This window comes from Paraburkholderia fungorum, from assembly GCF_046027215.1.
Classification (GTDB): Bacteria; Pseudomonadota; Gammaproteobacteria; order Burkholderiales; family Burkholderiaceae; genus Paraburkholderia; species Paraburkholderia fungorum_D.
Map to the genome: position 1 here is coordinate 1,383,969 of NZ_JAQQEN010000002.1, position 24,220 is coordinate 1,408,188.

At 62.0% G+C, this 24,220-nt stretch carries 22 protein-coding genes and 2 pseudogenes; 12 read left to right on the forward strand and 12 right to left on the reverse strand.

Annotated features, from left to right (window positions below; genetic code table 11):
• The first annotated feature begins 365 nt into the window (after nt 1–365).
• Both PQR27_RS26810 and PQR27_RS26815 read left to right on the forward strand, forming a co-directional pair.
• The gene (locus tag PQR27_RS26810; protein WP_408526635.1) at nt 366–581 is read left to right on the forward strand and encodes a DUF3311 domain-containing protein; all 216 of its coding nucleotides are present in this window, start codon (nt 366–368) and stop codon (nt 579–581) included.
• Nucleotides 578–2,050, forward strand: coding sequence for a sodium:solute symporter family protein (locus tag PQR27_RS26815; protein WP_408526636.1), 1,473 nt, complete (start codon nt 578–580; stop codon nt 2,048–2,050). The genes PQR27_RS26810 and PQR27_RS26815 overlap by 4 nt, the downstream gene beginning before the upstream one ends.
• A 99-nt stretch (nt 2,051–2,149) precedes the next feature.
• Here PQR27_RS26815 and PQR27_RS26820 read toward each other — a convergent pair whose 3' ends face one another.
• Nucleotides 2,150–3,433: an MFS transporter gene (locus PQR27_RS26820; RefSeq protein ID WP_408526637.1), complete on the reverse strand. Its 1,284-nt coding sequence runs from the start codon at nt 3,431–3,433 to the stop codon at nt 2,150–2,152.
• A gap of 204 nt (nt 3,434–3,637) precedes the next feature.
• Between PQR27_RS26820 and PQR27_RS26825 the strand changes: the two genes are divergently transcribed.
• Nucleotides 3,638–4,009, forward strand: coding sequence for a BON domain-containing protein (locus tag PQR27_RS26825; RefSeq protein WP_408526638.1), 372 nt, complete (start codon nt 3,638–3,640; stop codon nt 4,007–4,009).
• Nucleotides 4,010–4,656: 647 nt separating this feature from the next.
• Here PQR27_RS26825 and PQR27_RS26830 read toward each other — a convergent pair.
• Both PQR27_RS26830 and PQR27_RS26835 read right to left on the reverse strand, forming a co-directional pair.
• Nucleotides 4,657–5,861 (reverse strand): IS3 family transposase gene (locus PQR27_RS26830; RefSeq protein WP_408528311.1). Its coding sequence is split into 2 segments (ribosomal slippage): nt 4,657–5,537 and nt 5,537–5,861, totalling 1,206 coding nucleotides; the frame shifts between segments, so codons are not numbered across the junction.
• A 240-nt stretch (nt 5,862–6,101) separates the two neighbouring features.
• Nucleotides 6,102–6,671: a helix-turn-helix domain-containing protein gene (locus PQR27_RS26835; RefSeq protein ID WP_408526639.1), complete on the reverse strand. Its 570-nt coding sequence runs from the start codon at nt 6,669–6,671 to the stop codon at nt 6,102–6,104.
• 274 nt (nt 6,672–6,945) lie between these two features.
• Between PQR27_RS26835 and PQR27_RS26840 the strand changes: the two genes are divergently transcribed.
• Both PQR27_RS26840 and PQR27_RS26845 read left to right on the forward strand, forming a co-directional pair.
• Nucleotides 6,946–8,361, forward strand: coding sequence for an LLM class flavin-dependent oxidoreductase (locus PQR27_RS26840; RefSeq protein ID WP_408526640.1), 1,416 nt, complete (start codon nt 6,946–6,948; stop codon nt 8,359–8,361).
• Nucleotides 8,362–8,429: 68 nt separating this feature from the next.
• Nucleotides 8,430–8,975, forward strand: a complete 546-nt coding sequence (locus tag PQR27_RS26845; RefSeq protein ID WP_408526641.1) for a flavin reductase — start codon at nt 8,430–8,432, stop codon at nt 8,973–8,975.
• 18 nt (nt 8,976–8,993) lie between these two features.
• Here PQR27_RS26845 and PQR27_RS26850 read toward each other — a convergent pair whose 3' ends face one another.
• The 5 genes from PQR27_RS26850 to PQR27_RS26870 all read right to left on the reverse strand — a co-directional run bounded on the left by PQR27_RS26850 (nt 8,994) and on the right by PQR27_RS26870 (nt 13,285).
• Nucleotides 8,994–10,142, reverse strand: a complete 1,149-nt coding sequence (locus PQR27_RS26850; protein ID WP_408526642.1) for a DUF1501 domain-containing protein — start codon at nt 10,140–10,142, stop codon at nt 8,994–8,996.
• A 5-nt stretch (nt 10,143–10,147) separates the two neighbouring features.
• Nucleotides 10,148–11,638, reverse strand: coding sequence for a DUF1800 domain-containing protein (locus tag PQR27_RS26855; protein ID WP_408526643.1), 1,491 nt, complete (start codon nt 11,636–11,638; stop codon nt 10,148–10,150).
• A gap of 77 nt (nt 11,639–11,715) precedes the next feature.
• On the reverse strand, nt 11,716–12,258 hold the full coding sequence (locus PQR27_RS26860) for a periplasmic heavy metal sensor (protein WP_408526644.1): 543 nt from the start codon (nt 12,256–12,258) through the stop codon (nt 11,716–11,718).
• Complete coding sequence (locus tag PQR27_RS26865) at nt 12,255–12,674, reverse strand: hypothetical protein (RefSeq protein ID WP_408526645.1); 420 nt, start codon at nt 12,672–12,674, stop codon at nt 12,255–12,257. The genes PQR27_RS26860 and PQR27_RS26865 overlap by 4 nt, the downstream gene beginning before the upstream one ends.
• A complete protein-coding gene (locus PQR27_RS26870) occupies nt 12,671–13,285 on the reverse strand; it encodes an RNA polymerase sigma factor (RefSeq protein ID WP_408526646.1) in 615 nt (204 codons plus the stop codon). The genes PQR27_RS26865 and PQR27_RS26870 overlap by 4 nt, the downstream gene beginning before the upstream one ends.
• Nucleotides 13,286–13,726: 441 nt before the next feature.
• Here PQR27_RS26870 and PQR27_RS26875 point away from each other — a divergent pair, with 441 nt between their 5' ends.
• From PQR27_RS26875 to PQR27_RS26890, 4 genes are all read left to right on the forward strand, one after another.
• A complete protein-coding gene (locus PQR27_RS26875; RefSeq protein WP_408526647.1) occupies nt 13,727–15,499 on the forward strand; it encodes a phospholipase C in 1,773 nt (590 codons plus the stop codon).
• A 232-nt stretch (nt 15,500–15,731) separates the two neighbouring features.
• Entirely contained in the window at nt 15,732–17,189 is a 1,458-nt protein-coding gene (locus tag PQR27_RS26880; RefSeq protein ID WP_408526648.1) for a cytochrome-c peroxidase, read from the forward strand.
• Between the two features lie 330 nt (nt 17,190–17,519).
• Entirely contained in the window at nt 17,520–18,218 is a 699-nt protein-coding gene (locus tag PQR27_RS26885) for an HAD family hydrolase (protein WP_408526649.1), read from the forward strand.
• A 173-nt stretch (nt 18,219–18,391) separates the two neighbouring features.
• Nucleotides 18,392–18,643 (forward strand): hypothetical protein, encoded by a 252-nt coding sequence (locus tag PQR27_RS26890; protein ID WP_408526650.1) that lies wholly within the window; start codon nt 18,392–18,394, stop codon nt 18,641–18,643.
• A 164-nt stretch (nt 18,644–18,807) separates the two neighbouring features.
• Here the strand turns inward: PQR27_RS26890 and PQR27_RS26895 are convergent.
• Both PQR27_RS26895 and PQR27_RS26900 read right to left on the reverse strand, forming a co-directional pair.
• Nucleotides 18,808–19,377: pseudogene (locus PQR27_RS26895) on the reverse strand (cupin domain-containing protein); the annotation flags it as partial.
• Between the two features lie 3 nt (nt 19,378–19,380).
• The gene (locus tag PQR27_RS26900) at nt 19,381–20,046 is read right to left on the reverse strand and encodes a hypothetical protein (RefSeq protein ID WP_408526651.1); all 666 of its coding nucleotides are present in this window, start codon (nt 20,044–20,046) and stop codon (nt 19,381–19,383) included.
• Between the two features lie 1,166 nt (nt 20,047–21,212).
• Here PQR27_RS26900 and PQR27_RS26905 point away from each other — a divergent pair.
• The 3 genes and pseudogenes from PQR27_RS26905 to PQR27_RS26915 all read left to right on the forward strand — a co-directional run.
• On the forward strand, nt 21,213–21,503 hold the full coding sequence (locus PQR27_RS26905) for a winged helix-turn-helix domain-containing protein (RefSeq protein WP_408526652.1): 291 nt from the start codon (nt 21,213–21,215) through the stop codon (nt 21,501–21,503).
• Nucleotides 21,503–21,712 (forward strand): hypothetical protein, encoded by a 210-nt coding sequence (locus tag PQR27_RS26910; protein WP_408526653.1) that lies wholly within the window; start codon nt 21,503–21,505, stop codon nt 21,710–21,712. Before PQR27_RS26905 ends, PQR27_RS26910 begins: the two co-directional genes overlap by 1 nt.
• Before the next feature lie 254 nt (nt 21,713–21,966).
• Nucleotides 21,967–22,155: pseudogene (locus PQR27_RS26915) on the forward strand (phospholipase); the annotation flags it as partial.
• Here PQR27_RS26915 and PQR27_RS26920 read toward each other — a convergent pair.
• Nucleotides 22,109–22,705, reverse strand: a complete 597-nt coding sequence (locus PQR27_RS26920; protein ID WP_408528417.1) for a hypothetical protein — start codon at nt 22,703–22,705, stop codon at nt 22,109–22,111. The pseudogene PQR27_RS26915 and the gene PQR27_RS26920 overlap by 47 nt on opposite strands.
• Nucleotides 22,702–23,868, reverse strand: a complete 1,167-nt coding sequence (gene wecB, locus PQR27_RS26925) for a non-hydrolyzing UDP-N-acetylglucosamine 2-epimerase (RefSeq protein WP_408526654.1) — start codon at nt 23,866–23,868, stop codon at nt 22,702–22,704. The genes PQR27_RS26920 and wecB overlap by 4 nt, the downstream gene beginning before the upstream one ends.
• Nucleotides 23,869–24,220: the final 352 nt, after the last annotated feature.

Here is a 24,220-nt window from a genome sequence, read left to right on the forward strand (position 1 = left end):
TCCATGTCGGGCAGCGGCGCGGGCGGAGTGATCGCGCACCGGGCGTCGCGCTGCGTTGATGAGGCTGGACGCGATGGCTTCGTCCAGGCGTTGTTCAGGCGTTGTCCACGTTTCGTCCAGATCCGGTTGCCCGGATGACGTGGCCAGATGATATCGCGTCGCGGCATGCGCACCGCAAGATTGCGTCGCGACTCACGGCGCATGCGGCATTGCACCGCAGCAAGCCCGCGTGGAAAGATGCGCGCGCAACTTTCGGAAAGCCTACACTTTTTTGACCCTCTTTACGGGACCAAAGTATCCGGCATACAGTCTTGAGCGAAGCACACTTTCAACTAGACGTACTCACAGGTTCGAGGAGTTGCCCCATGTTGCTTCGTGTACTCGCCGCACTGCCGTTCATCGGCATTCTGGTCGGCGTCGCGTTTGTCAATCGTGTCGAGCCGCTGGTGCTCGGCATGCCGTTCGTGCTGGCCTGGATCGTCATGTGGGTGGTGCTCAGTTCGATCATCATGGCGATCATCTACCGTCTGGACCCGACCAACCGTCAGATCGCCATTGAAGGCGAGGAGGCCCGATCGTGAGCGCACTCGTCATCATTACGGCCATTACGCTATTTGCGCTCTACCTGGGCGTGCGCGCACGGCGCGGGCACGACATGAGTCTTGAACAATGGACGGTGGGCGGCCGCAGCTTCGGCACCGCCTTCGTGTTCCTGCTGATGGCCGGTGAAATCTACACGACCTTCACCTTCCTCGGCGGCAGCGGCTTTGCCTACGGCAAAGGTGCGCCGGTCTACTACATTCTTGCGTACGGCACGCTCGCGTACATCCTCTCGTACTGGATGCTGCCGCCGATCTGGCGTTATGCGAAACAGCACCGCCTCGTATCGCAGCCGCACTTCTTCGCGCGCAAATACGAGAGCCCCGCGCTCGGCACGTTGGTCGCACTGGTCGGCGTGGCCGCGCTGATCCCCTACCTCGTGCTGCAACTGAAGGGGCTTGGCATCATTGTGGCGACCGCCTCGTACGGCGCGATTTCCTCCACGGCGGCCGTGTGGATCGGCGCCTGCGTGGTGACGGCCTATGTGATCGTCTCCGGCGTGCGCGGCTCCGCGTGGAATTCGGTGGTGAAAGATCTGCTGATTCTGGCGATCGTGCTGTTCCTCGGCATCTATCTGCCGCTGCACTACTACGGCGGCTTCAGCGACATGTTCCGCGCGATCGACACCGCCCGCCCCGGCTTCCTGACCTTCCCGGCCAAGGGCTCGAGCGTGATCTGGTTCCAGTCGACGGTGCTGCTGACCGCGCTCGGTTTCTTCATGTGGCCGCATACCTTCGGTTCGGTATTCACCGCGAAGGACGAGCGCATTTTCCGGCGCAATGCGATCGTGCTGCCGCTGTATCAGCTGATCCTGCTGTTCGTGTTCTTCGTCGGCTTTGCGGCGACGCTGAAGGTGCCGGGGCTCAAGGGCGGCGACATCGATCTGTCGCTGTTCCGTTTGTCGTTGCAGACCTTCGACCCGTGGTTCATCGGCGTGATCGGCGCGGCGGGCGTGCTGACCGCACTGGTTCCCGGCTCGATGATCCTGACAGCGGCGTCCACCCTGCTCGCCAACGACGTGTACCGCGGCATGGTGAACCGCAAAGCCCAGGACGCCACGATAGCGAACCTCGCGCGTATTCTCGTGCCGGTGGTGGCGTTGGTGGCCGTGGGCTTCACGCTGCACGGCGGCGAGACGATCGTGGCTTTGCTGCTGATGGGCTATAGCTTTGTGACGCAGCTGTTCCCCGCGGTGATCTGCAGCCTGCTGCCGCACAATCGCGCCACCAAACAGGGGGCGTTCTGCGGGATCCTCGCCGGGGTTGCCGTGGTGACCGTGACCACGACCATGCACCTGAGCGTCGGGCAGATCATGCCGTTCCTGCCGGATGCGCTCAAGGATGTGAATATCGGCTTTCTGGCGCTGGCCGTGAATGTGATCGTGTTTGCTGTCGTCAGCGCAGTGACCCAGCCGCGTCCGGCGGAGCAGACTCACGCTCCTGTGCACTGAACGTAGGTTTGTCCGCGCCGGCGGCCTGGTTGTGTGCCGGCGGCGCGGGCCGCTCCTTCCTGGGTGCTTGTCATACTATTTGTCGCACTATTTGTCGCGCTATTCGCGGGGCCGCACCACGGGGCTGAAGCAATAGGCCACCGCTCCCACTGCGAGCGGCACGACCGTCACTGCGAACAGCAGGGAATAAACGCCGGCGCTCGACAGATTCACCGACTTCGCGACGCCGGCAATCCAGCCGAAGCAGCTGCTGGTCAGCGCCACGCCAAGAAACACCAGACTGTTCAGCAGTCCCAAGCCGATTCCGAGCCGATGCGGCGCGATGATGCCGCGCGCTTGCGACATCACGAGCGGATGGATCGATCCGACCGAGAACAACACGCATATCAATGCGACGCTGACGACCCAGTTGCCCGCCGGGCTTACGGCGAGGATCAGTGCCGCGAGCGCGCCGCCGATCAGCCACAGTAGCGAAATGCGCTTGGGCGCCCAGACGCGTACGGCCAGCGGGATACAGAACGATGCGGCAATCCCGATCACGCTGGTGACGGTCATCGCATTGCCGCGCGCGATGACATCGAAGCCGAAGACGTCGGCGAGATACGGACCGCCCCACGACGTACGAAACGTGCTGCCGACCGACAGCGCGAGACAGGCCGGCATCAGGGTCCAGAAACCGGCAGGCCGTTGCGCGGCCCCCGTGACGTGTTGCGACGCAGCGACGGCTTGTTCATGCGCGGCGGCATCGCGCCGGCGCACGCAGCAGGCGACGGCCAGTGTCGCGCACGACATGGCCAGCGCCGCGGTGACCATGACCGGACGCCAGCCGAAGCTGGCCGTCGCACGACTCAGCGGAAATGCCGCGAGCAGCGCGCCCGCCATGCCGATTGCGCTGGCGGTGGTGATGGCGCGCACGCTGCGCGTGCCGTGGCCTGTTCGCAACACGTGATTGAGCAGGCCCATGAAGATGGGTGCGCAACCAAGTCCGATGCCGGCTTGGGCGACGAGCGCCACCGTGGCGCTGGTGGTGCTCGCCAGCATGCCGGCGCAGACGGTGCCGATGCCCATCAGGATGGCGGTCGGCCCGCGCACGCCATAGCGATCGAACATCATGCCGACCGGCAGTTGCGCTATGGCGAAGACGAAGAAGAACGAACCGGCGAACCAGCCGAACATCTGCGGTGAAAAATGAAAATCGCCGATGAGCTGCGACGAGATGACCGCGATATAGCTGCGGAAAAACTGACTCAATACATAGCTGAAGGTCAGTGCCCACAGGCCGTAATCCCTTGACGGTACAGCGGCTGGAATGCGTGACTGCTGTAGTTCTTGCTGAACGCCTTCGGCCATCTGCGCTGCGCCTTTGAGGATTGGAGCAGCCATGATAGGCGAATCGCGCGATGGTCGGGTTAGTCAGTTTTTTCAACGCCAGGGCGTTTGCTGGAGTATTGTTTAATCGCGCTGGGAGCCTCACAACGTCACTCTTCTACAAGACAGCGTGCTCCTCGTGGGCGGCAAGGTGCTCGCAAGCGCGTGGTTTTTTGCATGCAACGATGCGAAATCAACTTTTCGAGGAATGGAGAAAACGTGAAAACAGTCAATCTTTTGAAGGCGCTCGGCATCGCGCTGTGTGTGGCGACCGCGTCCAGCGCCTATGCTCAGGCGAGCGATGCGATGGCGGGCATGGACATGGGATCATCGGCTCCCAGCGCGAAAACGATCAAGAAGACCGACCGCAAGCTGGGGCTTGACGTGCGGAAGGCTTTATCGAAAGCGCAGGGTTTTGATGTGTCGAACGTGTTTGTGCGGGCGCGAGGCGGCGCGGTGACGTTGACTGGGTCGGTGCCCGAAGGCGGGCAGATTGCGCAGGCGGAGGAAGTGGCGAAGGGCGTTGCCGGGGTGAAGTCGGTGACGAATAAGCTGACGCTCGGCACGCAAGGTGGTGGCGGAGGGGGTTGATTTTTTGCCCTTCGGGTGTTTGCCCTGCGGGGCTTGATGGGTGACGCCTGTGGTTTTTAGGCGTTGCCTGTCTGTCCTGGTATTTGGTTTTTTTGCCTTTGGCGGCGGCACTATTTGGTTCGCCTCTGGCGGTGGCTGTTTCGTTTCTTATTGGTTTATTAGTGTTCCCCCTGTGCGGGGGGGCACCTACTTTTCTTTGCCTGCCGCAAAGAAAAGTAGGCAAAAGAAAGCGGCTCCAACCGCCAATTCTTAAGCGGGTCCCCTGGCTTGGAGGGGATCGTGGCTCCGTAGAGATTGGGCTCCCGCACCCGTCCGCGTGAGTGACAAGGCCGTCATTCCTCCGGCGGCGCTGCGCGCGCCGGGGCGGTACTTCTCAAAACCATCCGGTTGGTGTTTTCAGCGCCTCGCCGAGGCGAAGCCGATGGTCCCCCACCACGCGCAACCGAAGCGCCCGGTTTCTTTGGTGGACCCGTCCGCGACGCACACAGTGCGGAGTGGGAGCGGATGACGGCTGTGTCACAGACACTAATGGACCGAGGTGTGATTCGTTAATCGCACCACAATCCCCTCCAAGCCAGGAGACCCACTTAAGAGTTGGCGGTTGGAGCCGTGGACTTGCCCCTGCATAACCGGACACGTGGTCACGCTTAGGTTGGTGAGTTTGCTTGCTGGCGGAATTCGCGTGGCGAGCGGTATTTCAGGGCGCTGTGCGGATGCAATTCATTGTAGTGGCCGAACGCGATGGCCAGGTTCTGCAGCGCCGTCGTCGCGTCAGGCTTGGGCATCCACGAAACGTAGTCGCGCTTCATCGTTTTGACAAAGCTCTCGGCCATTCCGTTGCTCTGCGGACTTCGGACAGGTGTCGTGATGGGTTTCAGGCCGATTGCCCGCGAGAACGTCAGCGTCTCGTCGGCAATGTAGCAGGAACCGTTGTCGCTAAGCCACTCGATTTCGCTATCGGTTTTTAGCGCTCCATGGAAGCGGCTCTCGACGGCCTGAAGCATCACGTCACGCACCATGTCACCGGTGTAGCCCCCGGTGCTTGCCACCCAGCTCATGGCCTCGCGGTCGCAGCAGTCCAAGGCAAATACGACGCGCAATGGCGAGCCGTCATCGCAACGGAATTCAAAGCCATCCGAGCACCAGCGCGCGTTGCTTCGCTCCACCGCGACCTTGCCCTCGTGCCGGCGCCCTGACTGTGGATGACGAGGTCGGCCCTCCAGCAGCAGGCCGTGCGTGCGCATGACCCGATAAACCCGCTTTGCATTAACGCGAGGTTGAGCCTGCGTCTCCCGGTTTCGTCGCAACAGTGCCCACACACGCCGGTAACCGTAGGTGGGCAAGTCGGTGACCAGTCCTCGAAGCTCGGTGACCAGCGGCATGTCGTCCAGAACCGGCATCCTGCGCTGGTCAACCCACTCAGCGGGGCGCTTCGATTTGACCGCAAGATTAGAGCGCGACACACCCAGGACTTCACAGACCGTCTTCAACGGTCGTCCCCCGGCAGCAATGGTGAGCGCGCAATCAATTTTTTTGCCCGGCCGTACTCCACTGCTTCGCGAAGGATTTCCACCTCCATCGTCTTCTTGCCCAGCAGCCGCTGGAGTTCGCGAATCTGCTTCATCGCTTCGACAAGGTCGGAAGCTGGCACCACCTGTTCTCCGGCACTCACCGCTGAAAGGCTTCCATCCTGATAAAGCTTGCGCCAGGCAAACACCTGGTTCGCATTCACCTGATGGCGACGAGCTACTCCGGAAACGCTCGCCCCGGGTTCGAAGGTCTCGCGCACTATCGCGAGTTTCTCCTCGACAGAGCGGCGCCGGCGCTGTTCCGGCTGGGTCAGAACCTCAATGGGCTCTACATTGGAGTTAGGCTTAAACATAGGCGGAAGACTACCTTAAATTTTAAGCGTTACCTCGTGTCCGGTTTTCGACGGGGCCGTTCCAAGCCGCTTTCTTTTGCCTACTTTTCTTTGCGGCCGGCAAAGAAAAGTAGGTGCCCCCCGCATAGGGGGAACACTAATAGACCAATAAGAAACGAAACAGCCACCGCCAGAGGCGAACCAAATAATGCCGCCGCCAAAGGCAAAAAATCACCTCCTCACCAATCCAATCAAATAACAACAAACCCCTTCTCCAGAATTAAAAAACTCACACTCCACGGCCACGCCAAGCTGCAAACAATCCCCTTCCTGAAGCACATAAACCTGCTTCCCCTCCCGGAAGGTCAGCACCCCGCGGGTGACCCAAATCTGCTGATGCTGAAACACAAACGCATCCGGCGGATAAGGCACCCTCACCCCCGCCGGCAACTCGATCTCGAGTAACTCGAGCACCCCGCCGGTAGGGGGCGAAATCCGTCGCCGTGTATAACCGGTCTCCGGGTCCTGCCAGACCACCTGGTCACCCCGCCGCACTAACCGTTCGCCAGTCTGCTCGGCCAGCGCCAATAGCGTCGACAACGTCAGTCCAAAAGCCCCCGAAAGACGCCCCAGCACGGTCGCGGTCGGACTCGCCTCGCCCCGCTCGATCTTGCTGATCATCGCCTTCGATACGCCCGAACGCTCCGCCAGTTCGCTCAGCGACCAGTTGCGCGCCTCGCGCTCCGTCTTCACGCGCGAAGAAATCGCCTGGGTCAGGTCGGCAGCAGCAGATTCGGACATGGAAAGATCACAGTCGATAAAAGTAAGCGGCCGCGCCAAATTACAACGCCACGCCCCACACGTCAAAGCCGGCCAGCACAAACACGCGACGGTCGGCCCAACAGCCCCCGGAGGACCATTAAAGAAGAAAAACAAAGTCTTGCATAGTGATTTTTCGTCCACTATATTAAACGGACGATCGCGGCACTGCCTTGCTGCCAAGTCCCACCGCAAACGCAAAGCCGCGTTTGAAGCGCCTGCCGCAAGCATCCGTCCACCTCAGCCGGAAGACACCATGCCGAAGGAAATCGTCCTCAACGCTTTTGACATGAACTGCGTCGGCCACATCCAGCAAGGCATGTGGACCCATCCGCGCGATCAGTCCACACGCTACACGGACCTTCAATACTGGATGGATTACGCCCGCACGCTGGAAGCGGGCCTGTTCGACGGCATCTTCTTCGCCGACGTGGCCGGCGTCTACGACGTCTACGGCGGCAACCCCGACGCGGCAATCCGCGGTGCGGTGCAGGTGCCCGTCAACGATCCGACGCTGCTGATCCCGGCCATGGCCGCCGTCACGCAGCATCTGTCGTTCGGTGTCACCTCCAATCTCTCGGTCGAGCAGCCCTATCTGTTCGCGCGGCGCATGTCGACGCTCGATCATCTGACGCGCGGGCGGGTCGGCTGGAACATCGTCACGGGTTATCTGGACAGCGCCTCGCGCGCGATCGGCCTGACCGGCCAGATGGCGCACGACGATCGCTACGACCTCGCCGACGAATACATGGAACTGGTCTACAAGCTGTGGGAATGCAGCTGGGAAGACGGCGCGGTGCTGCGCGACAAAGCACAACGCGTCTACGCGGACGCGTCGAAAGTGCACGTGATCCATCACCACGGCAAGCAGTATCGCGTGGACGCCATGCATCTGAGCGAGCCGTCGCCACAACGCACGCCGGTGCTCTATCAGGCCGGTTCGTCCGCGCGCGGCAAACAGTTCGCGGCGGCGCACGCGGAGTGCGTGTTCGTCAACGGACAGGCAAAACCCGCGGTCAAAGCCATCGTGGACGATATTCGCGCGCATGCGGTCGCGCGCGGCCGTCAGGCGGACGACATCAAGGTGCTGCTCGGGCAAACCATCATCACCGGTCGCACGGAAGGCGAAGCGCAGGAGAAATACGCGGAGTATCAGCGCTATGTGAGTTCGGAGGCCGCGCTCGTGCACGCGGCGGCGTCGCTCGGTATCGACTTCGCGCGCTACGACCTCGACGAGCCGATCGAAACCGGCAAGAGCCAGGCAATCGTTTCGAACGTCGAAGCAATGACGCGCGCTGCCGGTCCGCAATGGACCAAACGCAAGCTGCTTGAACAGATGGTGCTCGGCAGCCGCCAGGCACCGCTCGTCGCATCGGCCGAACGGGTCGCCAATGAACTGATCGCGTGGACCGAAGAAACGGGAGTGGATGGTTTCAACCTGTCACGCACGGTCGCGCCGGAATGCTTCGAAGATTTCATTGAACTGGTGGTGCCGCTTCTGCAGGAACGCGGTGCCTACAAGCGCGCGTATCGCGACGGCACGCTGCGCGAGAAACTGTTCGGTCACGCGCGTCTGCCCGCGAGCCACACGGCGGCGCAATTCCGCTCATCGGCATGCGCGGCGGCGCCTGCTGCCGCGCATGCCGCCGCACCCGCTCCCGATACGCGCTGACGTCGTCATGCATGCGCCCATTTCATGCCGCCCGATCGCGGCACCGCGCGTTTTCCACCGAGGCTCACATGGTTGACAAGCGCACCTTTCGCGATGCGATGGCGGGCCTTGGCGCCGCCGTCAATATCATCACCAGCGACGGCGCAGCGGGTCTCGCCGGCTGCACGGCCTCGGCCGTTTGCGGCGTGACAGACGAGCCGCCCACGCTGCTCGTGTGTATCAATCGCAGCAGCCGCAACAACGCGGCCTTCCGCGCCAACGGCTCGCTTTGCGTCAACGTGCTGAGCGCGGAACAGCAGGCGCTCGCGGCGCACTTCGCCACGGGCTCGCTGCCCATGGCGCAACGTTTCGCCGCCGCGCAATGGGACACGCTCGTCACAGGCGCACCGGTTCTGCACGGCGCGCTTGCGTCGCTCGACTGCGAGATCGAATCGGTGACCGAAGTCGGCACGCATACGGTGTTCTTTTGCGCGGTAAAAGCCGCCCATACGCACGACGGTGGCGATGCGCTGATCTACTTCGGCCGTCACTATCATCGGGTCGGTGCGAGATCCGTGCATGCCACCCACGCTGTGCAAGCCGGCGCGGTCGCTACCGAAAACGCCGCGCAATAACACGCTTTTTTTCTGCGACTACACACGCACGAGGCCGGTCAGCGGCCGCGTCGTCCCTGTCCGGCCGAATAACGACGCCGCCGTGCGCTGAGGATCGAGCCCGAGGCTTTCTCCGGCGACGCCGGCAAGCAACGCATCGAGCGAGGTGGTCGGTTTGAGGTCACGGGCTTCGTAAAGGTCGGCGGCCTTCAAACCGGGCCAGTCGGTCAGCACGCGCCCGCCCGCCACCGCGCCACCGACGACCAGCGCCACCGAACCAGTACCGTGATCGGTACCGCCGGTGCCGTTGGCGGCGGCGGTTCTGCCGAACTCGGTGGCGACCACCACAGTCGTCCTGCTCCACAACGGCCCCATGCCGTCGCGCAATGCCGCGAGCATCGTGTCGAGCGCCTTCAACTGGTTGGCGAGGCGCGGATTCTGCGCGCTGTGCGTGTCCCAGCCGCCGGTTTCGATCATGGCGATGCGCGGGCCGTCGTCGCGTGACAGGAAGCCGGCGGCGAGCTTGCCCAGGCTCGCCGGGTCCTGACGCGCACCGGCGTCGCCCGCCAGCCCACGCGCGGCCATCGCCGACTCCCAGAGCGGGCGCAACTGCGCATCCTGGTCATACAGTTGCGAGACCCGCGTGAGCAGATCGTCGGGCGCCTGCGGCAATGCCGAGGGCGCGTAAGAGGTCACCGCCGCGGTGCCGCGCAGCGCCATCGGCACCGTGGGCGCGAAGGCGATGGCGTTCTCGCGCGTGGCGGGCAGCAACGCGACGAGCCGGTTCAGCCAGCCGTCCTTGACCTGATACGGCGAGGCGCCGCCGGTCTCCAGCACGTTCTGCCCGTCGAAGTGCGAGCGGTCGCGATATGGCGATGCCACCGCGTGGACGAACAACGCCTCGTGGTTCGCGTACATCGCCGCAGTCTGGACCAGCGCGGGATGCAGCGCGAAGGTGCCGTCGAGTTTCGTCGCGGTGGACGGATCGATCGCGAGCGCACCACGCAGTGTTGCGTAGGATGGCTCAGCGTAGGGCACGACGATGTTCAGGCCATCAGCGGCGCCGCGCTGGATCACGAACACGAAGCGGCGATCGGTGGCGACACTCGCGAAAGCGATATGCGGCGCGACCACCATCGCGCCCGCGCCGGCAGCGGCGACGCTCAGAAACTTGCGGCGGGACAGCATGGCATTCATCTCCGTTGAAAATCGGGCGAGACCAGCAACAGCGCAATGGCGGTCGAGGCGCTTTCGGCACGCGATACGGCAGTCGCGGTCGATGCACTGAGCGACCCGGCCAGCAAGCTCTGCCCAAGCGCACGGGCATCGAGCCGGTCGCCGACGCGGGACGCGAAGCGCTGCGCCACTTCGACCCGTCGCACGAGTGCATCGGGCGCGGCCCAGCTCGCGGCGATGTCGTCGTAACCGGCCGGCGAGCCGGGCCGCCACACGGGCTGCCCGAGTTGCGTGAGGATGGGCGCGGTCTGAACATTGCCGAGGACCTGCCAGCCGAGTCCGCGCATCGAGGAAATGGTCCATTCCCACGGCGTCTTGAACTTGACGGCCGTTGGCGCCCACGCCTGCGGCATGTCGAGCAAGGTCCGATAGACGGCCGGCAGATCGCCGCCGCTGCGCTCGAATGCGCTGGCGAGACGCTCGCTCACGTCTGCCGGCGGGTTGTCGGAGACAAAGTGACGTGCGAGCTTGCCGCCAATGTGCTGCGCGGTGGCCGGCGCGTGCGCGAGATCATGCAGGATCGCGAGCGCCTGCTCTTCGCCCGGCTGGTCGTAACGGCGGCCCATGATGGTTCGCGCACCCGGCTCGTGCAGCGCGGTGCGAAACACAAAGCTGCCGGGCGCCGCGCCGGTCGGCTGCTGGCCTGGATTGCCGGCCAGACTCCAGCCGGTCAGCGCGCGGGCGAACTCGGTCACGTCATCCTGGTTGTAGCCGCTGCGCACGCCGAGCGTGTGCAGCTCCATGATTTCGCGCGCCAGATTTTCGTTCAGGCCGCGTTTGCGATCCGGATTGCGCTGGGCCGCACGCAGCGCCGCCACGCTGTCCGGTCCGACCGAGCGCGTCTGGTCGAGAAACAGTTGCATCGCCGGATGACGTTCGACCGCAACCAGCATGTCTTCGAAACGGCCCAGCACGTGTGGACGGATCGCTTCCGCTTCGAACGAGCCGGCGAGCGCCGCGACGCCCGGCTTCTCGGTCGATACGGCAAAGTGATTGGCCCAGAAGTGCACCAGCCGTTCGATAAAAGGCGTGGGCGTGGTAAGTGCGCTCGCTACCCGGGCGTTCACCGACGAACGATAGATATCGAGGATCTCGTTGCGCAGCGCTTTTCTTTCGACTTGCTTAGCAGTTGATTGAGTGGCCTGGGCGTTAATCTGCGCACCGGTTTGTCCACTCGCCTGATTGGCGGCGGAGCCATCGCTCGCGCCCTGTTGCGCCTGCAGGTTTTTCAGGTTCTGCTGGTTCTGCATGCGCTGCTGCACCAGTTCGGTAGACAACGCGACCGAGTCAGGCTGGCTCGCCCAAGCAACGGGCCGCGCCTGATACTGTTCGAATTGCGCAAGCAGCCAGCCCTTCGGATCGGCGGGCGGAGTATCGTCGGCTCGCGCGCCGAGGCCGAAACGGTTAAGCGCAATCGCTGCGGCGTTCACGTTCGTGGATAAGGCCATACCGTCCTCTTCGGCGTTCGATATTTCTTTTTAAACGGCCGTCACACTGAAATCCGTCGCGCCCGTCGCAAATGTTTTTATTCGACCGCCGCTTCGCTCGACGGCTGATTCGCCGGCTTGTTGGCGTTGGCGTTGGCGTTGGCGTTGGCGTTGGCGTTGGCCGGCGGCTCGCGCCACTGCCCGCGCAGCTTCAGGCTGTCGGCGAATTTGACGCGCTCCGTGGGCGAGAGGCTCGCCGCGAAGTCTGCCACGCTGCCTTCCACCTGCGCGCGCAGGCTGCTGTCGGCCGCACGGGTGCGGGCCAGCGCGGCGTCGAGTGCCGCCCGATCGAACTGCGGCGCGGCCAGCAGGCGCAACACTTCGCGGCGCCCTTCCCGGCCCTCGCGAGCAAACTGGCGACCGTCGCGGCGCGCATTCTTCAAGCCGTCGACGAAGGCCGTCTGGCGCTCGGCGGAGAGCGGTTCGGCGGCAAACCGCAACGCGCGCTGCTGGGCCTGCACCTGACCCGTCGCGCCGTGCGCCGTGAACCATTGATAAGCACCCCCGACAATCGCGCCCAGCAAAAACACATTGAGCACGAGCGAGGCGCCCAGCACGAATTTCCACGACCGCCCGTTCATTCGCCGCTCCAGTCAGCGGATGATCCGCCAAAGCTCGAAGTTAAATAAGAGGATTCGGCCACAGGCGCAGGCGCCGTCGTCAATACGAAGAACGACATCGCCAGCGCCCCGGCCACGCCGCCCAGCAGTCCGACACCCGCCACCGCCGCGCCCGACCACCACAGGCGCCGGCGCGGCGCCACGGGCTGCCGCTGCGGCGCGCCCCCGGCGATACGCTGCTGTAGCGCGAGGCTCGGCGGTTCGACCGTGTCGGCAGCGAGCCAGGCGTCGAGGCCGGCCGCTTCCGCCAGCACCAGATCGGCCTCTTCGCGATGCAACCCGGCCCACGCCTGGGCCGCCGCGCGATCCTGTTGCGGCCAGCGACGCGGATCGGCGCCGTAGGCCTGCACGATCTGATGGAATCTTTCGGGCGTCATGATTTGTCCTTGCTCAGGCCGCTGCCGGCCAGTTGAGCGCGCAGATTGCGGCGCGCGCGTGCCAGCAGACTTTCCAGCGCATCGACGGTGATGCCCATCAGGGCTGCAGCGTCGATGTTCGACATCTCCTGGTAATAATTGAGTATCAGCGCCTCGCGCTGCCGGGCCGGCAAGGCAGCGAGCGCCGCTCGCACCCGCTGGTTCTCGCCACGCGCTTCGAGCGCGGCGTCGGGCGGCGCGGCGGGATCGGCCTCGTCCGGCAACCCCGCGTGCGGATCTTCGCGACGTCCACGCAAACGGTCGTAACAAAGATTGAGCGCCACCCGGTGCACCCACGTGTCGAACCTCGCCCCGCCCTCTTTCCAGCGCGACGCCTGTTTCCAGATTCGCACGAACACTTCCTGCGCAACGTCCTCCGCTTCCGCGCGGTCTCCCAGCATGCGCGTGGCAAGCGCGAGCAGACGCGGCAGCTTGCGCGCGACAAGCGAGCGGACAGCAGCCGGGTCCTGCTGACCGATCCGCGCCAGCAGTTCCGCGTCGGGATCGCGTTCGCTCAAGACGTGCGCCTCCGCAGCGCGCGCCGGGTGTGTCGCGCGAATCGTCCGAGCCATGCGGACCATGCGGGCCATGCGGTTCGCGCTGCACGCCGAGGGTCATTCACTGGCGGCCACTCCCTGATGCATTTCACGTTTGCTTCGCCTTCACACGCTTCGTTGTACGCGCACCGTTTCCTGTTAAACGCAGTAGCGCGAGAAATCCGTCGCTGCGTGCTGCATGGAAAAAACCGTTGATGCAGACGCGATCCGGATGCAGGAACGCCACTCGCACTTCAGTTCTCCGTTACCAAAACGACAGCAAATGTTATTCATTTGTATGGCGATAGATAGGTTAAGTAATGTTCGCGCCCCGAAATCTTAATCAGCGAATGATTCAATGCGCGCTGTTTCTAGCGGTAAGACCCTCAGCTGCATTTCTAACAATATCCCCAGCGAACCTCCACACGTAGTCCGATGGAAACGCTGAACGGCGAAGTCGAATCTGGAGCCAGTCACATGTTCCGTAGAACCCTTTTACCCATCCCGTTAGCCGCGATGCTTGCGCTCGCTGCCTGCGGCAACAATACGGTAAACCCGACGACGCCGGCACCGGTGGTGTCGGCGCAGGACGCCGTTGCTACCGCCACGCCGATCAAGCACGTGGTGGTGATCTTCGGCGAGAACGTCTCGTTCGACCACTACTTCGGAAGCTACCCGGTAGCGGGCAACCCGGTTGGCGAACCGCAGTTCACGGCGGCTACGGGCACGCCGGTGGTCAACAACCTCGGCAGCAACAATCTGATCAACGCGAATCCGAACGCGCTGCCGGGCTCGCCGAACACAGCGGGCCGCACGGTCGGCCTCGTGACGATTGCGGGCCTCGGTCTGCCGGCAACCGATCTGTTGCCGTTCCGTCTCGACCGCTCGCAAGCGAACACGTCGAGCCAGAACCACGCGTACACGGCGGAACAGCTCGCCTATAACAACGGTGCAATGGACTCGTTCCCGTTGTTCACGGCGGCAGGCTCGACGATTGCCGGCAGCACCGGCGCGTTCGCCACGAAGGGCCAGGTGCTGGGCTACTTCGACGGCAACACCGTCACGGCGATGTGGAATTACGCGCAGAACTTCGCGATGAACCAGAACGCGTACACGGACACCTACGGTCCCTCGACACCGGGCGCGCTTGAAGTGATCTCCGGGCAGAACAACGGCGTGGTGGTGACGGGCGGCACCTCGCCCAACGCGATTCCGGATTCGGCCGGCGGTTTCACGATGATCGGCGACCTCGACCCGACCGGCGACGTGTGCACGATCGCGGCAGGCAGCACGGTGACGGGCACGATGTCGTCGAACAACAAGAACATTGGCGACCTGCTCAATGCGAAGGGCCTCACGTGGGGTGGCTTCATGGGCGGCTTCAACTTGCAGACCACCAACGCCAACGGCACGATCGGCTGCGCGCGCTCGACCTTCTCGCAAGTGCTGAATGCGACCAAGGGCGACTACGTGCAACATCACGCGTGGTTCCAGTACTACGCCACCACCGCTAACCTCGCGCATACGCGTCCTTCGTCGACGGCCGTGATCGGTGCGACCGATCCGCTCGACAACACGGCTACGCCGGTGCACCACCAGTACGACACCGACGACTTCTTCACCGCGGTGAAGGCGGGCAACTATCCGTCGGTGAGCTTCCTGAAGGCGCCGGCCATCAGCGACGGCCATCCGGGCAATTCGGATCCGATCGACGAGCAGGCCTTCGTCACGAAGGTGATCAACTTCCTGCAGCAGCAGCCCGACTGGAAGAACACCGCCGTGATCATTGCCTACGACGATTCGGACGGCTGGTACGACCATCGCTACAAGGCACCGACGAGCTCGTCGTTCGACTCCACCACGGCGCAATCCGCTGGCGGCAAGACGGTGGCCGGCAGCGACGATCTGAGCGGCCCGGGCCAGTGTACGGCTGCGGGTGCGGTTCAGCCGGCGGGCGTGAATGGCGGCGCGGTGAACGGCCGATGCGGCCCGGGTACGCGTACGCCGTTTATCGTGGTGTCGCCGTGGGCGAAGGTCAACTTCGTCGACGATACGCCGATTACCCAGGCGTCCGTGGTCCGCTTCATCGAGGACAACTGGCTCGGTGGCCAACGTCTCGGCAAGGGTTCGTTCGACGCAACCTCGGGCAGCATCATGAACATGTTCAACTTCGCGGGCTCGGGCAACAATCCGCCGCTGTATCTGGATCAGAACCTGGGTACGAAGCTGGCGGCGGCACCGGCTAGCTGATCGGCAACAACGTGCTGAACGCCCCGCTCCCGCGCCTGCCGTTTTGCACACGCCGCACTCGTGCGGAACATTGCGCGAGGCGGTGCGGGAAGCGCTGCGAAAAGCGCGTGAATGCCGACACGGAATGCTGCGCGCAGCATCCCACGTTGTAATCGGACGTCGAGCCAGTGCACACGCGCTGGCTCGATTTGCTTTTTGATCGCATCAGATTGAATCACTCGTCATCAACGCCATGAACCATCCTCCAGACGCCGCCTTGCCATCGCAACTGCCCGCCGGTGGCGAGCCGGGCCCGGTCATCGCCCGCCGCTCGTGGGTACGGCTATTTGCATGGAGCGCGGCTGGCGTCGTGCTCGCGATCCTCGCGTATTGCGCGTACGCACTGGTCTACCCGGAGCGCATGCCGCCCGCGGTGGGCGCGATCGTCGAAGAGATCACCGGCGCGAATCCTCAGCCGGTGCATCTGACGCGTCCGCAAAACGCGCCGCTGAGCGCCGTCGCGCTGCTCGGCAAACAGATTTTCTACGACCGGACCTTGTCGGCTTCGGGTGTGCAGTCGTGCGCGTCGTGTCACTCGGCACAGCATTCGTACGGGCCGGATAACGCATTCCCGGTACAACTCGGCGGCGCGCATATGGCTCAGGCCGGCTACCGGCCGCCGCCCTCGTTGACCTACCTGTACCGGCAAGCGCCGTTCAGCATCGGTCCGGATCAGGGTGATACCGACGTACCGGTGGATATGACGCAACTGGCGTCACAGGCTGCCGGCGTGCAGCGCGCGCAGAAGACCGCGCTGGCCGCGCCCGCCGCCCCGACGATGGTGCCGCAAGGCGGCCTGTTCTGGGACGGCCGCGCGGATACATTGCAGAACCAGGCGATTGGTCCGTTGATGAATCCGGTGGAGATGGCCAATGCCACTGAAGAAGATGTGGCGCGCAAGCTCCGGCAAACCAGATACGTGGACCAGTTCAAGCAGATCTTCGGCCCGGGGATCGTGAACAATCCGAGTCTGCTGATTTCTGAAGCGATGTTCGCCGTGGGGCGGTATCAGATCGAGGATCAGTCATTTCATGCTTTTACCAGCAAGTACGATTACTGGCTCGAAGGCAAAGCGCGGTTGACTCATGCTGAGTTGCATGGGTTGCAGTTATTCAATGACAAGGACAAGGCTAACTGCGCGGGTTGTCATTTGAGTCAGCCGAGTAAGGATGGGTTGCCGCCGGTGTTTACCGATACGCAGTACGAGGCGCTCGGGGTGCCGCGCAATCCGGCGATTCCGGCTAACAAGGATCCGAAGTTCTTCGATATGGGTGTGTGTGGGCCGTTTCGTGATGATCTCGCCAGGCAAACGCAGTACTGCGGGATGTTTCTCACGCCGACCCTGCGGAATGTGGCTGAACGGAAGGTGCTTTTTCATAACGGCGTTTATCACGATCTGAAGCAGGTGATGGATTTTTATAACTTGCGCAATACGGCGCCTGAGAAGATTTATCCGCGCGATGCTAGTGGGAAAGTGCTCAAGTACAACGATCTGCCGGCTCAGTATCGCGGCAATGTGGATGTGGCGGATGCGCCGTTTGATCGGAAGTTTGGGGATCAACCGGCTATGAGTGATCAGGACGTGCAGGATATTATTGCGTTTATGAAGACGTTGAGTGATGGGTTTTCGGCTCACGCGGGTGGGTCTTGAAGGCTGCTGGTTCTTTGCGGTTTTTGGCCTTTCCTTGTTTTGTTATTGGTTTATTAGCGTTGCCCCTGTGCGGGGCGGCACCTACTTTTCTTTGCCGCCGCAAAGAAAAGTAGGCAAAAGAAAGCGGCTTTACACCGCTAGCTTTTAAGTGGTCCCCTGGCTTGGAGGGTGTAGTGGCTCCGTAGAAATTCGGCCTGCGCACCTGCCCACTTGAGTGACAAGGCAGTCATTCCTCCGGCGGCGCTGCGCGCGCCGGGCGGTGCTTCTTGGATCGCTCTGTGTGGGGTGCGGTATCCTTTTGGTTTACCGATCCTTTTCATTTCTCGTCAGATGGCCGAATTTCCTTTCGACGCGGTACTCTTCGACTGCGACGGGGTGCTCGTCGACTCCGAACCCATCACCAATCGCGTGCTGACCGAAATGCTCGGCGAGCTGGGCTGGCATCTGAGCGTCGAAGAAACCATGCGCATTTTTGTCGGCAAGACAGTCATGGACGAAGCGCCGCTCATCGAAGCTCGCACGGGTTTTGTCGTTACGATGGACTGGCTTACGCAGTTTCGCGCGCGTCGCAACAGCGCGCTCGATCGCGAACTGGTGGCAATATCCGGTGCGGCAGACGCAGTGCGCGTACTCCACTCAGCACTCAATGGACGCATCGCGGTCGCGTCGGGCGCAGACCGGATCAAGGTGGAATTGCAACTGGCCAAGGCCGGTATTCTCGATTGCTTCGAAGGACGTATCTTCAGCGGCCATGAAATGCCCCGCAGCAAACCCTATCCCGATGTCTACCTGGCCGCCGCCAACGGCCTGGGCGTGGACCCGAAACGTTGTGCCGTCGTGGAAGATACTGTCACAGGCGCGACCGCTGGCGTCGCCGCCGGCGCCACTGTGTTCGGCTATTGCCCGGTGGAACTCGGTCACAGCAGCGCGACGGCCTTGCACGGCGCTGGTGCGGTTCACGTGCTCCGCAATATGGCTGAGTTGCCCGCGCTCCTCGCGGGATGGCGACCTGACGCGTCTGTCGGCTAGCCGCTGACACCTGCGCGTTGCTAGTTGGTCTGTCTCAATCACCTTTTACGCAAAAAGACGCAACGGGTCGAGCGCAAGCGGGTTTGCCGTGGATGGCATGGTGTGTGCGTTGGTATGTCTGAGCCCAACAGTGTCCGGGTTCGCTATCAATCCAACCTTGCCGGAGATCCATCATGAAAACCCTCGTCCTCAAAGATCTGCCCCGTGTCGATGACCTCGATCGCGCAGCGTCGCGCTCGGTTCGCGGCGGTATTGCCTACGTCACGCGCGAAGCACCCTCGTGCTGCCCCGGCGAGATGAAACCGCCTATCGTCATCCGGGGCGGCTGGCAACCGTGTCCGCCGTTTCACTTCGGCTGCGGGCCGGTCTACACGCCGTACGGCCACCTGCCGTCGCACTCCGAACCGAAGGTGGAGCCGTATTGATCCACGGCCGTGCTCGCGCAAAAAAGTACACGCGCCTGCCCGCTCGATGACGTGACGACGCCTGATCACATCAGCGCCGTCACGCCTCGCTCTCGCTAGTCTGCACTGCCGAGCGGACGCAGCATCTTGCCACGCGTGCTGTCGTCCATCTGCTCTACTGGCTGCTATGCCTGCGCGACGCGCCCATAGGTGTCTTCGAAACGCACAATGTCGTCCTCGCCCAGATAGGCGCCGGATTGCACTTCGATCAACTCCAAGGGGATCTTGCCAGGATTGAGCAGCCGATGTGTGATGCCGAGCGGAATGTACGTCGACTGATTCTCGGTCAGGATGATCTCCTTGTCGCCATTGGTGACGAGTGCGGTGCCCTTCACGACAATCCAGTGCTCCGCGCGATGATGGTGCATCTGCAAGCTCAGTTGCGCGCCCGGACTAACGACAATGCGCTTGACCTGGAACCGGTCGCCGCTGTCGATGCCTTCATACGATCCCCATGGCCGCACCACGCGGCGGTGCGTCACCGACTCGTGACGTCCCATGGCATTCAGTTGCGCGACGATCTTCTTGACGTCCTGCGCCTGGTCGCGGTGCGCAACCAGCACGGCATCCGCTGTCTCGACGATAACGACGTTGTCCAGACCAATCGCGGCGACCAGCCGGTGTTCAGCGCGGATATACGAATTGGTCACGGTATCGGTGAGCACGTCGCCGAATAGCGCATTGTCCTGCGTATCGCGCTAGAAGCGATACGACACGCCGACTTGCACCAGGGGATACCAGCGGTAGGGCGACACCTTGGACTTCAGTTCATTGAGTCCTTCGCTTGCGATTTGCTGACTCATCGCTGGACCGGCCCTCTGGATCAGTGTCGGCGAGAGCGTGTAGGAAACCTTGGGGATGCCATAGGCGACACCTAGGTCTGCGAAAAACCCGAAGCCTTTCGTCTGCGGATGATGTCCATAGCCGATGCCAAAATAAGGCATCACGGACGGATAACGGGCTTCGGCGACGGCGTACTCGCCGGGAAACGCCGGATACTGCTTCCCCTCGAACAGATACGTGCCATTGGTCGGAACCGAGGTCCCCGTCAGATGATCGTCGCTGAAGCGCACGCCGGCCGTTATGCGGAAGCCGCTGGTGTGAAGCGGAAACAGATCGAGGTACAAGCCGCCTTGCCGGAGATCGAGGTCGTCCTTATATCTGATCCCCGAGACGGTGAAATCGTGGTGAAGGCTGATCGCGTTGAAGTCCGCATGCAGACCGACGATCTGCGTGACGGTAATCGCTCCGCCTATACCCGGTCCTTGTGTGCCGCCCTGGACGAATATCTCCTGGGCGTCGGCGTACGTCATAGTTACCCAAACGACGGCTGACAGCATGCACCAACGGTTCAGTGTTTCCATGACCTCGTCTCCGAGAGGAAAGCGATAGCCGTAGGCACGCGCGAGCTTCGCCGCGGCCTCTCCTGATTACGAAGCAGACTATGGGCAGTCGAGTAATGCGTCCGTGCGGCAACATACGAGAAACGAAACGATCAAGCTTTACGTGATGGCCGCTGCGGAAGTGGCGTCTTCCGGCTCGTCAGCCATGCTGCTTATACGTTGAACAGGCCCACGGTAAGACTTGTGTCCGGCACGTGGCATGGGCGACCGTATGCTGTCTCTGATAGAACCGTGGAGAAGGCCTGACGCTGGACAGCGTTCGCAAGCAACTGGCAGCTGTATATTCGATTGATATGGACTGATCCGGCTCAAGAAAACGTTTGCGTCAGCGTTCGAGCAGCTAACGCGAATTCATGAAACGCATCGCGAGCGTGAGGGTAGTCTTCGCGCGTCTCCCGTGACTGCGGCGCACGCGCTCGTACGAACGGTCGCCACCACTTACCCGCTGACTACGTGTGCCAGATAATCGACGCGTCTGTCACGACGGCCAACTGCCTGGCGAAAGCCATACCCGTTTATCAGGATGCGACTTCCAGGCTTTTAATGAGTTCGTCATCGGATGCTGTGGCGAAACGCTCCGCAGAATCATTCCCTGGCAGTTCAGGGAACACGTCTAGTCGTTGCCAGTCCGACGCCGATATCCCCAAGACGCTCCAGCAGCTTTCTATCTGCGCGATCCCCAGTATTCCCCACGGATGAGTCGGGAGGGGCGAAAGATCAACGCGTTTACCGTCTTTTCCAGCTCTCCGATCCCGGTCTCGATGCTGTCAACATTCGTCTCCTTCTACCTTCTGAAGCACTGAATGTCTCTCGTCAACTCCGCGTGAAACGGTCGCCACTATTTCCGCGCAAACGTTAGCGTTCTCACGCTCGACAGGTCGATACGTTCCCGTCTAACCTGAAACTTTTAACGGCGGAATCCAGTTATTGTTTCATAGGGAGAATTACCTAGTCCCACAATGCTTCGGTGCTGGGTGTTGCAGTAATTCCATTTACAATTTTGCGCAGACCGCGCAAGCGATTGGCGTGTCGGTCGGCTGGGCTTGTCAGTTGCGCTGGCGCTTCATCCTGGCGGGCGGGCCGCCTGATGTCGACCGCCCAGGCCAGGCGGTCGCCGCCGGGAGAATATGACGCGAGAAGAAGAGGTGGCCTTTCTTGCGCCCTTCTTCGAGAGGGCCAGCGTGGGCGGCGTCCTGGTGGTCGGCGAGATCGAGCAGGCGCTGGACGAGCGACTGGGGCGCAAAGTTGCCTTGGCTTCCGCCTACAACCTGCTACACCGTCATGGCTGGCGCAAGCTGGCACCCCACAAGCGACGCCCCCGGGCCGATGTGGCCACCCAGGATGCCCGGGGGAAAAACTTCCTGACGTCATCCGCGAAATCTACCGCGCGTGGCCGGACCAGGGGGCGATCCGCCTGATGCTTCAGGACGCAGCGCGCTTCGGTCGCATCTCCGACACGCGGCGTTGCTGGTACCCCAAACCCGTTCGCCCACTGTGTCAGACGATGGTGACGCAGGAGTACACGTACGCTTATGCCGCCGTCTGCATGATCGATGGCGCGCTCGACTCGCTGATACGCACGTGTACCGATCGACTCGCTAAACGCAAGCTCGCTGCGGCAGGCTGAAACAGCATGGGCGACCCAAAGAATGCGAACGGGAAAGCTCGGAAGCGGTCATCAAAACGACGCTAGCGTGTGCTTACCGGTCGGTCAATCTCATGGTTATGCTTTTGCCACGCATCTTAATCAGCCGATGTTTCAATGCGCCCTGTTTCTAGCGGTAACGCACTCAGCTGTATTTCTAACAATATCCCCAGCGAACATCCACACGTGCATCACTGGAAACGCTGAGCGGTGAAGTTGAATCTGGAGCCAGTCACATGTTCCGTAGAACCCTCTCACCCATCCCGTTTGCCGCGATGTTTGCGCTCGCAGCATACAGCAGCAATAGCGTGAACTCGCCGGCCTCGACGCCGACCGTTGCAGTGTCGGCGCAGGATGCTGTCACGACGACCACGCCAATCAAACAGGTGATGGTGATTTTCGGCGAGAACGTCTCGTTCGACCATATACATCAGCGACCTTTCGACGGACAGCGCGCAGGCGAGCTTTCATCGAGATCCTAGACAAGCCCCGGTAAAACGCTGGGAAGCTCTCAAGGATATCGACAAACGAGCGTTCATGCGGAGCGCGTTTGAGCGCCCACTCGCCAAGCTTGCTGGGTCGGCCGATGCCAAGTACGCAATAATCTGTTTCGCCCGCAAATTCGAGCAGCTGGGCACATATCGTTCGCCAAGCGATGATGTGATTTGCGAAGTCGCTCATCGGAAGTGGCTCGACGGGCAGCGCGGTAGGCCGAAAAACCTTGATGCGCGCATCGTCAGTGCGCTCCATCGTCACGTTTTTTGGGCGAACGCGCTTCAAATCTGCGATGGTCGGAAGACGCGTGAGATTAGGGTCGACCCATAGGACCGAGTCGAACCTGTCGTCGGCGAATGCCGCGGCCATGAAGTGCGGGCGCTGCGCATAGCTTGCATAGGTCACCGACGAAAAGTAAATCAGGCGACGGCCCTGCGGCGCGACGTCACTGCTGCTGTCCATATCCACGTATGAGTTCATGCCGGCTGGCCGCTCGATGCAAGCTTGGAGAAGCCAGCGGCAACCGCCCCGCCTCCGCTCAGCGCATCTTCAAGTATCGCAACAATTCGTCGAGCGGCCAGGCCGTCGCCATAAGGAGATGCGCCTCGCGCCATCGCGCTGTAAGCAGCCGGATCGGTCAGCAAACGCTGAACTTTGTCGATAATGCGACCGGTATCGGTGCCGACGAGATCCGCCACGCCGAAAGACACTGCCTCGGGCCGCTCGGTTTCCTCACGCAGCACAAGAACAGGTTTGCCGAGCGCCGGCGCCTCTTCCTGCACGCCACCCGAATCGCTCAAGATGATATGCGCTGCTTCCATGGCCGCGATGAACGACAGATAGTCCAGCGGTGCACATAGATCGACTCGCGGGTGGTCGCCAAGCAGTTCGCGCACGACGGATGATACGTTCGGATTAGGATGGACCGGGAACAGTACATCGAGCGTCGGGTTGCGTTCCAGCAATTCCAAGACGGCAGCGCAGATGCGCTTGAGCGGCTCGCCGAAGTTTTCTCGGCGATGCGTGGTGACCAGAATCATCTGGCGTCCGTCAGCCCCCCCGCCCGCCCGCGGCACCTTGTTTGTGTGCTGGCGGGCGGCGAACAAAGCGTCGATCACGGTATTGCCGGTTATGAACACGGCGTCAACAGGCACGCCCTCATCCAAGAGATTCTGCGCTGACGACTGGGTGGGGGCGAAATGCCAGTCGGCCAGACGTCCCGTGACAACGCGATTCATTTCCTCAGGAAATGGATTGCGCATGTCGTTGGTCCTCAGCCCCGCCTCGACGTGACCTACCGGAATGTTGTTGTAGAAGGAAACCAACGATGCCGCAAGAACGCTGGTCGTGTCGCCCTGGACAACCATCGCACTCGGTGCAATTTTCTTTACGACGTCATCGAGCGATGTGATCAAGCGAGACGTAAGGCCGGCGAGCGTCTGGTTCGGACGCATCAGATCCAAGTCGTAGTTCGGCTTGATATCGAATATTTGCAGAACCTGATCAAGCATTTCCCGGTGCTGCGCCGTTGCAATAACGACAGGTTCAAGGTGTGGAGATTCGTTAAGGGCGCGTACCAGTGGCGCCATTTTGATTGCCTCAGGACGGGTGCCAAACACCACTGCAACTTTCTTCTTCATCATGCCCTTTTAGCCAACAATTACTTACCAAAAATATCCAATGACATTTTAGGGCATAGTCATTACAGCGGGTTTTCTAGCGGCTAGGTTAGCCGCTTTTAGCTCCACGCCTGCTCGGCAGCAATTCAAGTAGGCAATCAGGCGACGGCGTGTCGTTCGCCACGCAGAGGACGCCAGCGTCCGCGCCGCTATCGAGCCGAAGCCGCGCAGCTGACTTCGGTGAATTCAGTCACTGTGTCCATGATTCCTTTGTGGACACAGTCACATTTGTGCCCCCGGAAAGCATGGCGTCGCCTTCATCAGGCGTCTATACGGTCAGGGTCGGACGGTTACGCCGGAGAAGGGATTGTGGCTT

Excerpts from the sequence above, each read along its gene's own strand:
- PQR27_RS26910 (WP_408526653.1), top strand. The coding sequence starts at position 21,503 with ATGCTTCAGGACGCAGCGCGCTTCGGTCGCATCTCCGACACGCGGCGT.
- PQR27_RS26855 (WP_408526643.1), bottom strand. The coding sequence starts at position 11,638 with ATGGCCTTATCCACGAACGTGAACGCCGCAGCGATTGCGCTTAACCGT.
- PQR27_RS26835 (WP_408526639.1), bottom strand. The coding sequence starts at position 6,671 with ATGTCCGAATCTGCTGCTGCCGACCTGACCCAGGCGATTTCTTCGCGC.
- PQR27_RS26870 (WP_408526646.1), bottom strand. The coding sequence starts at position 13,285 with ATGGCTCGGACGATTCGCGCGACACACCCGGCGCGCGCTGCGGAGGCG.
- PQR27_RS26920 (WP_408528417.1), bottom strand. The coding sequence starts at position 22,705 with ATGAACTCATACGTGGATATGGACAGCAGCAGTGACGTCGCGCCGCAG.
- PQR27_RS26885 (WP_408526649.1), top strand. The coding sequence starts at position 17,520 with ATGGCCGAATTTCCTTTCGACGCGGTACTCTTCGACTGCGACGGGGTG.
- PQR27_RS26890 (WP_408526650.1), top strand. The coding sequence starts at position 18,392 with ATGAAAACCCTCGTCCTCAAAGATCTGCCCCGTGTCGATGACCTCGAT.
- PQR27_RS26810 (WP_408526635.1), top strand. The coding sequence starts at position 366 with ATGTTGCTTCGTGTACTCGCCGCACTGCCGTTCATCGGCATTCTGGTC.
- PQR27_RS26860 (WP_408526644.1), bottom strand. The coding sequence starts at position 12,258 with ATGAACGGGCGGTCGTGGAAATTCGTGCTGGGCGCCTCGCTCGTGCTC.
- PQR27_RS26820 (WP_408526637.1), bottom strand. The coding sequence starts at position 3,433 with ATGGCTGCTCCAATCCTCAAAGGCGCAGCGCAGATGGCCGAAGGCGTT.
- PQR27_RS26865 (WP_408526645.1), bottom strand. The coding sequence starts at position 12,674 with ATGACGCCCGAAAGATTCCATCAGATCGTGCAGGCCTACGGCGCCGAT.
- PQR27_RS26905 (WP_408526652.1), top strand. The coding sequence starts at position 21,213 with ATGACGCGAGAAGAAGAGGTGGCCTTTCTTGCGCCCTTCTTCGAGAGG.
- PQR27_RS26845 (WP_408526641.1), top strand. The coding sequence starts at position 8,430 with ATGGTTGACAAGCGCACCTTTCGCGATGCGATGGCGGGCCTTGGCGCC.
- PQR27_RS26850 (WP_408526642.1), bottom strand. The coding sequence starts at position 10,142 with ATGCTGTCCCGCCGCAAGTTTCTGAGCGTCGCCGCTGCCGGCGCGGGC.
- PQR27_RS26880 (WP_408526648.1), top strand. The coding sequence starts at position 15,732 with ATGAACCATCCTCCAGACGCCGCCTTGCCATCGCAACTGCCCGCCGGT.
- PQR27_RS26900 (WP_408526651.1), bottom strand. The coding sequence starts at position 20,046 with ATGGAAACACTGAACCGTTGGTGCATGCTGTCAGCCGTCGTTTGGGTA.
- PQR27_RS26875 (WP_408526647.1), top strand. The coding sequence starts at position 13,727 with ATGTTCCGTAGAACCCTTTTACCCATCCCGTTAGCCGCGATGCTTGCG.
- PQR27_RS26840 (WP_408526640.1), top strand. The coding sequence starts at position 6,946 with ATGCCGAAGGAAATCGTCCTCAACGCTTTTGACATGAACTGCGTCGGC.
- wecB (WP_408526654.1), bottom strand. The coding sequence starts at position 23,868 with ATGATGAAGAAGAAAGTTGCAGTGGTGTTTGGCACCCGTCCTGAGGCA.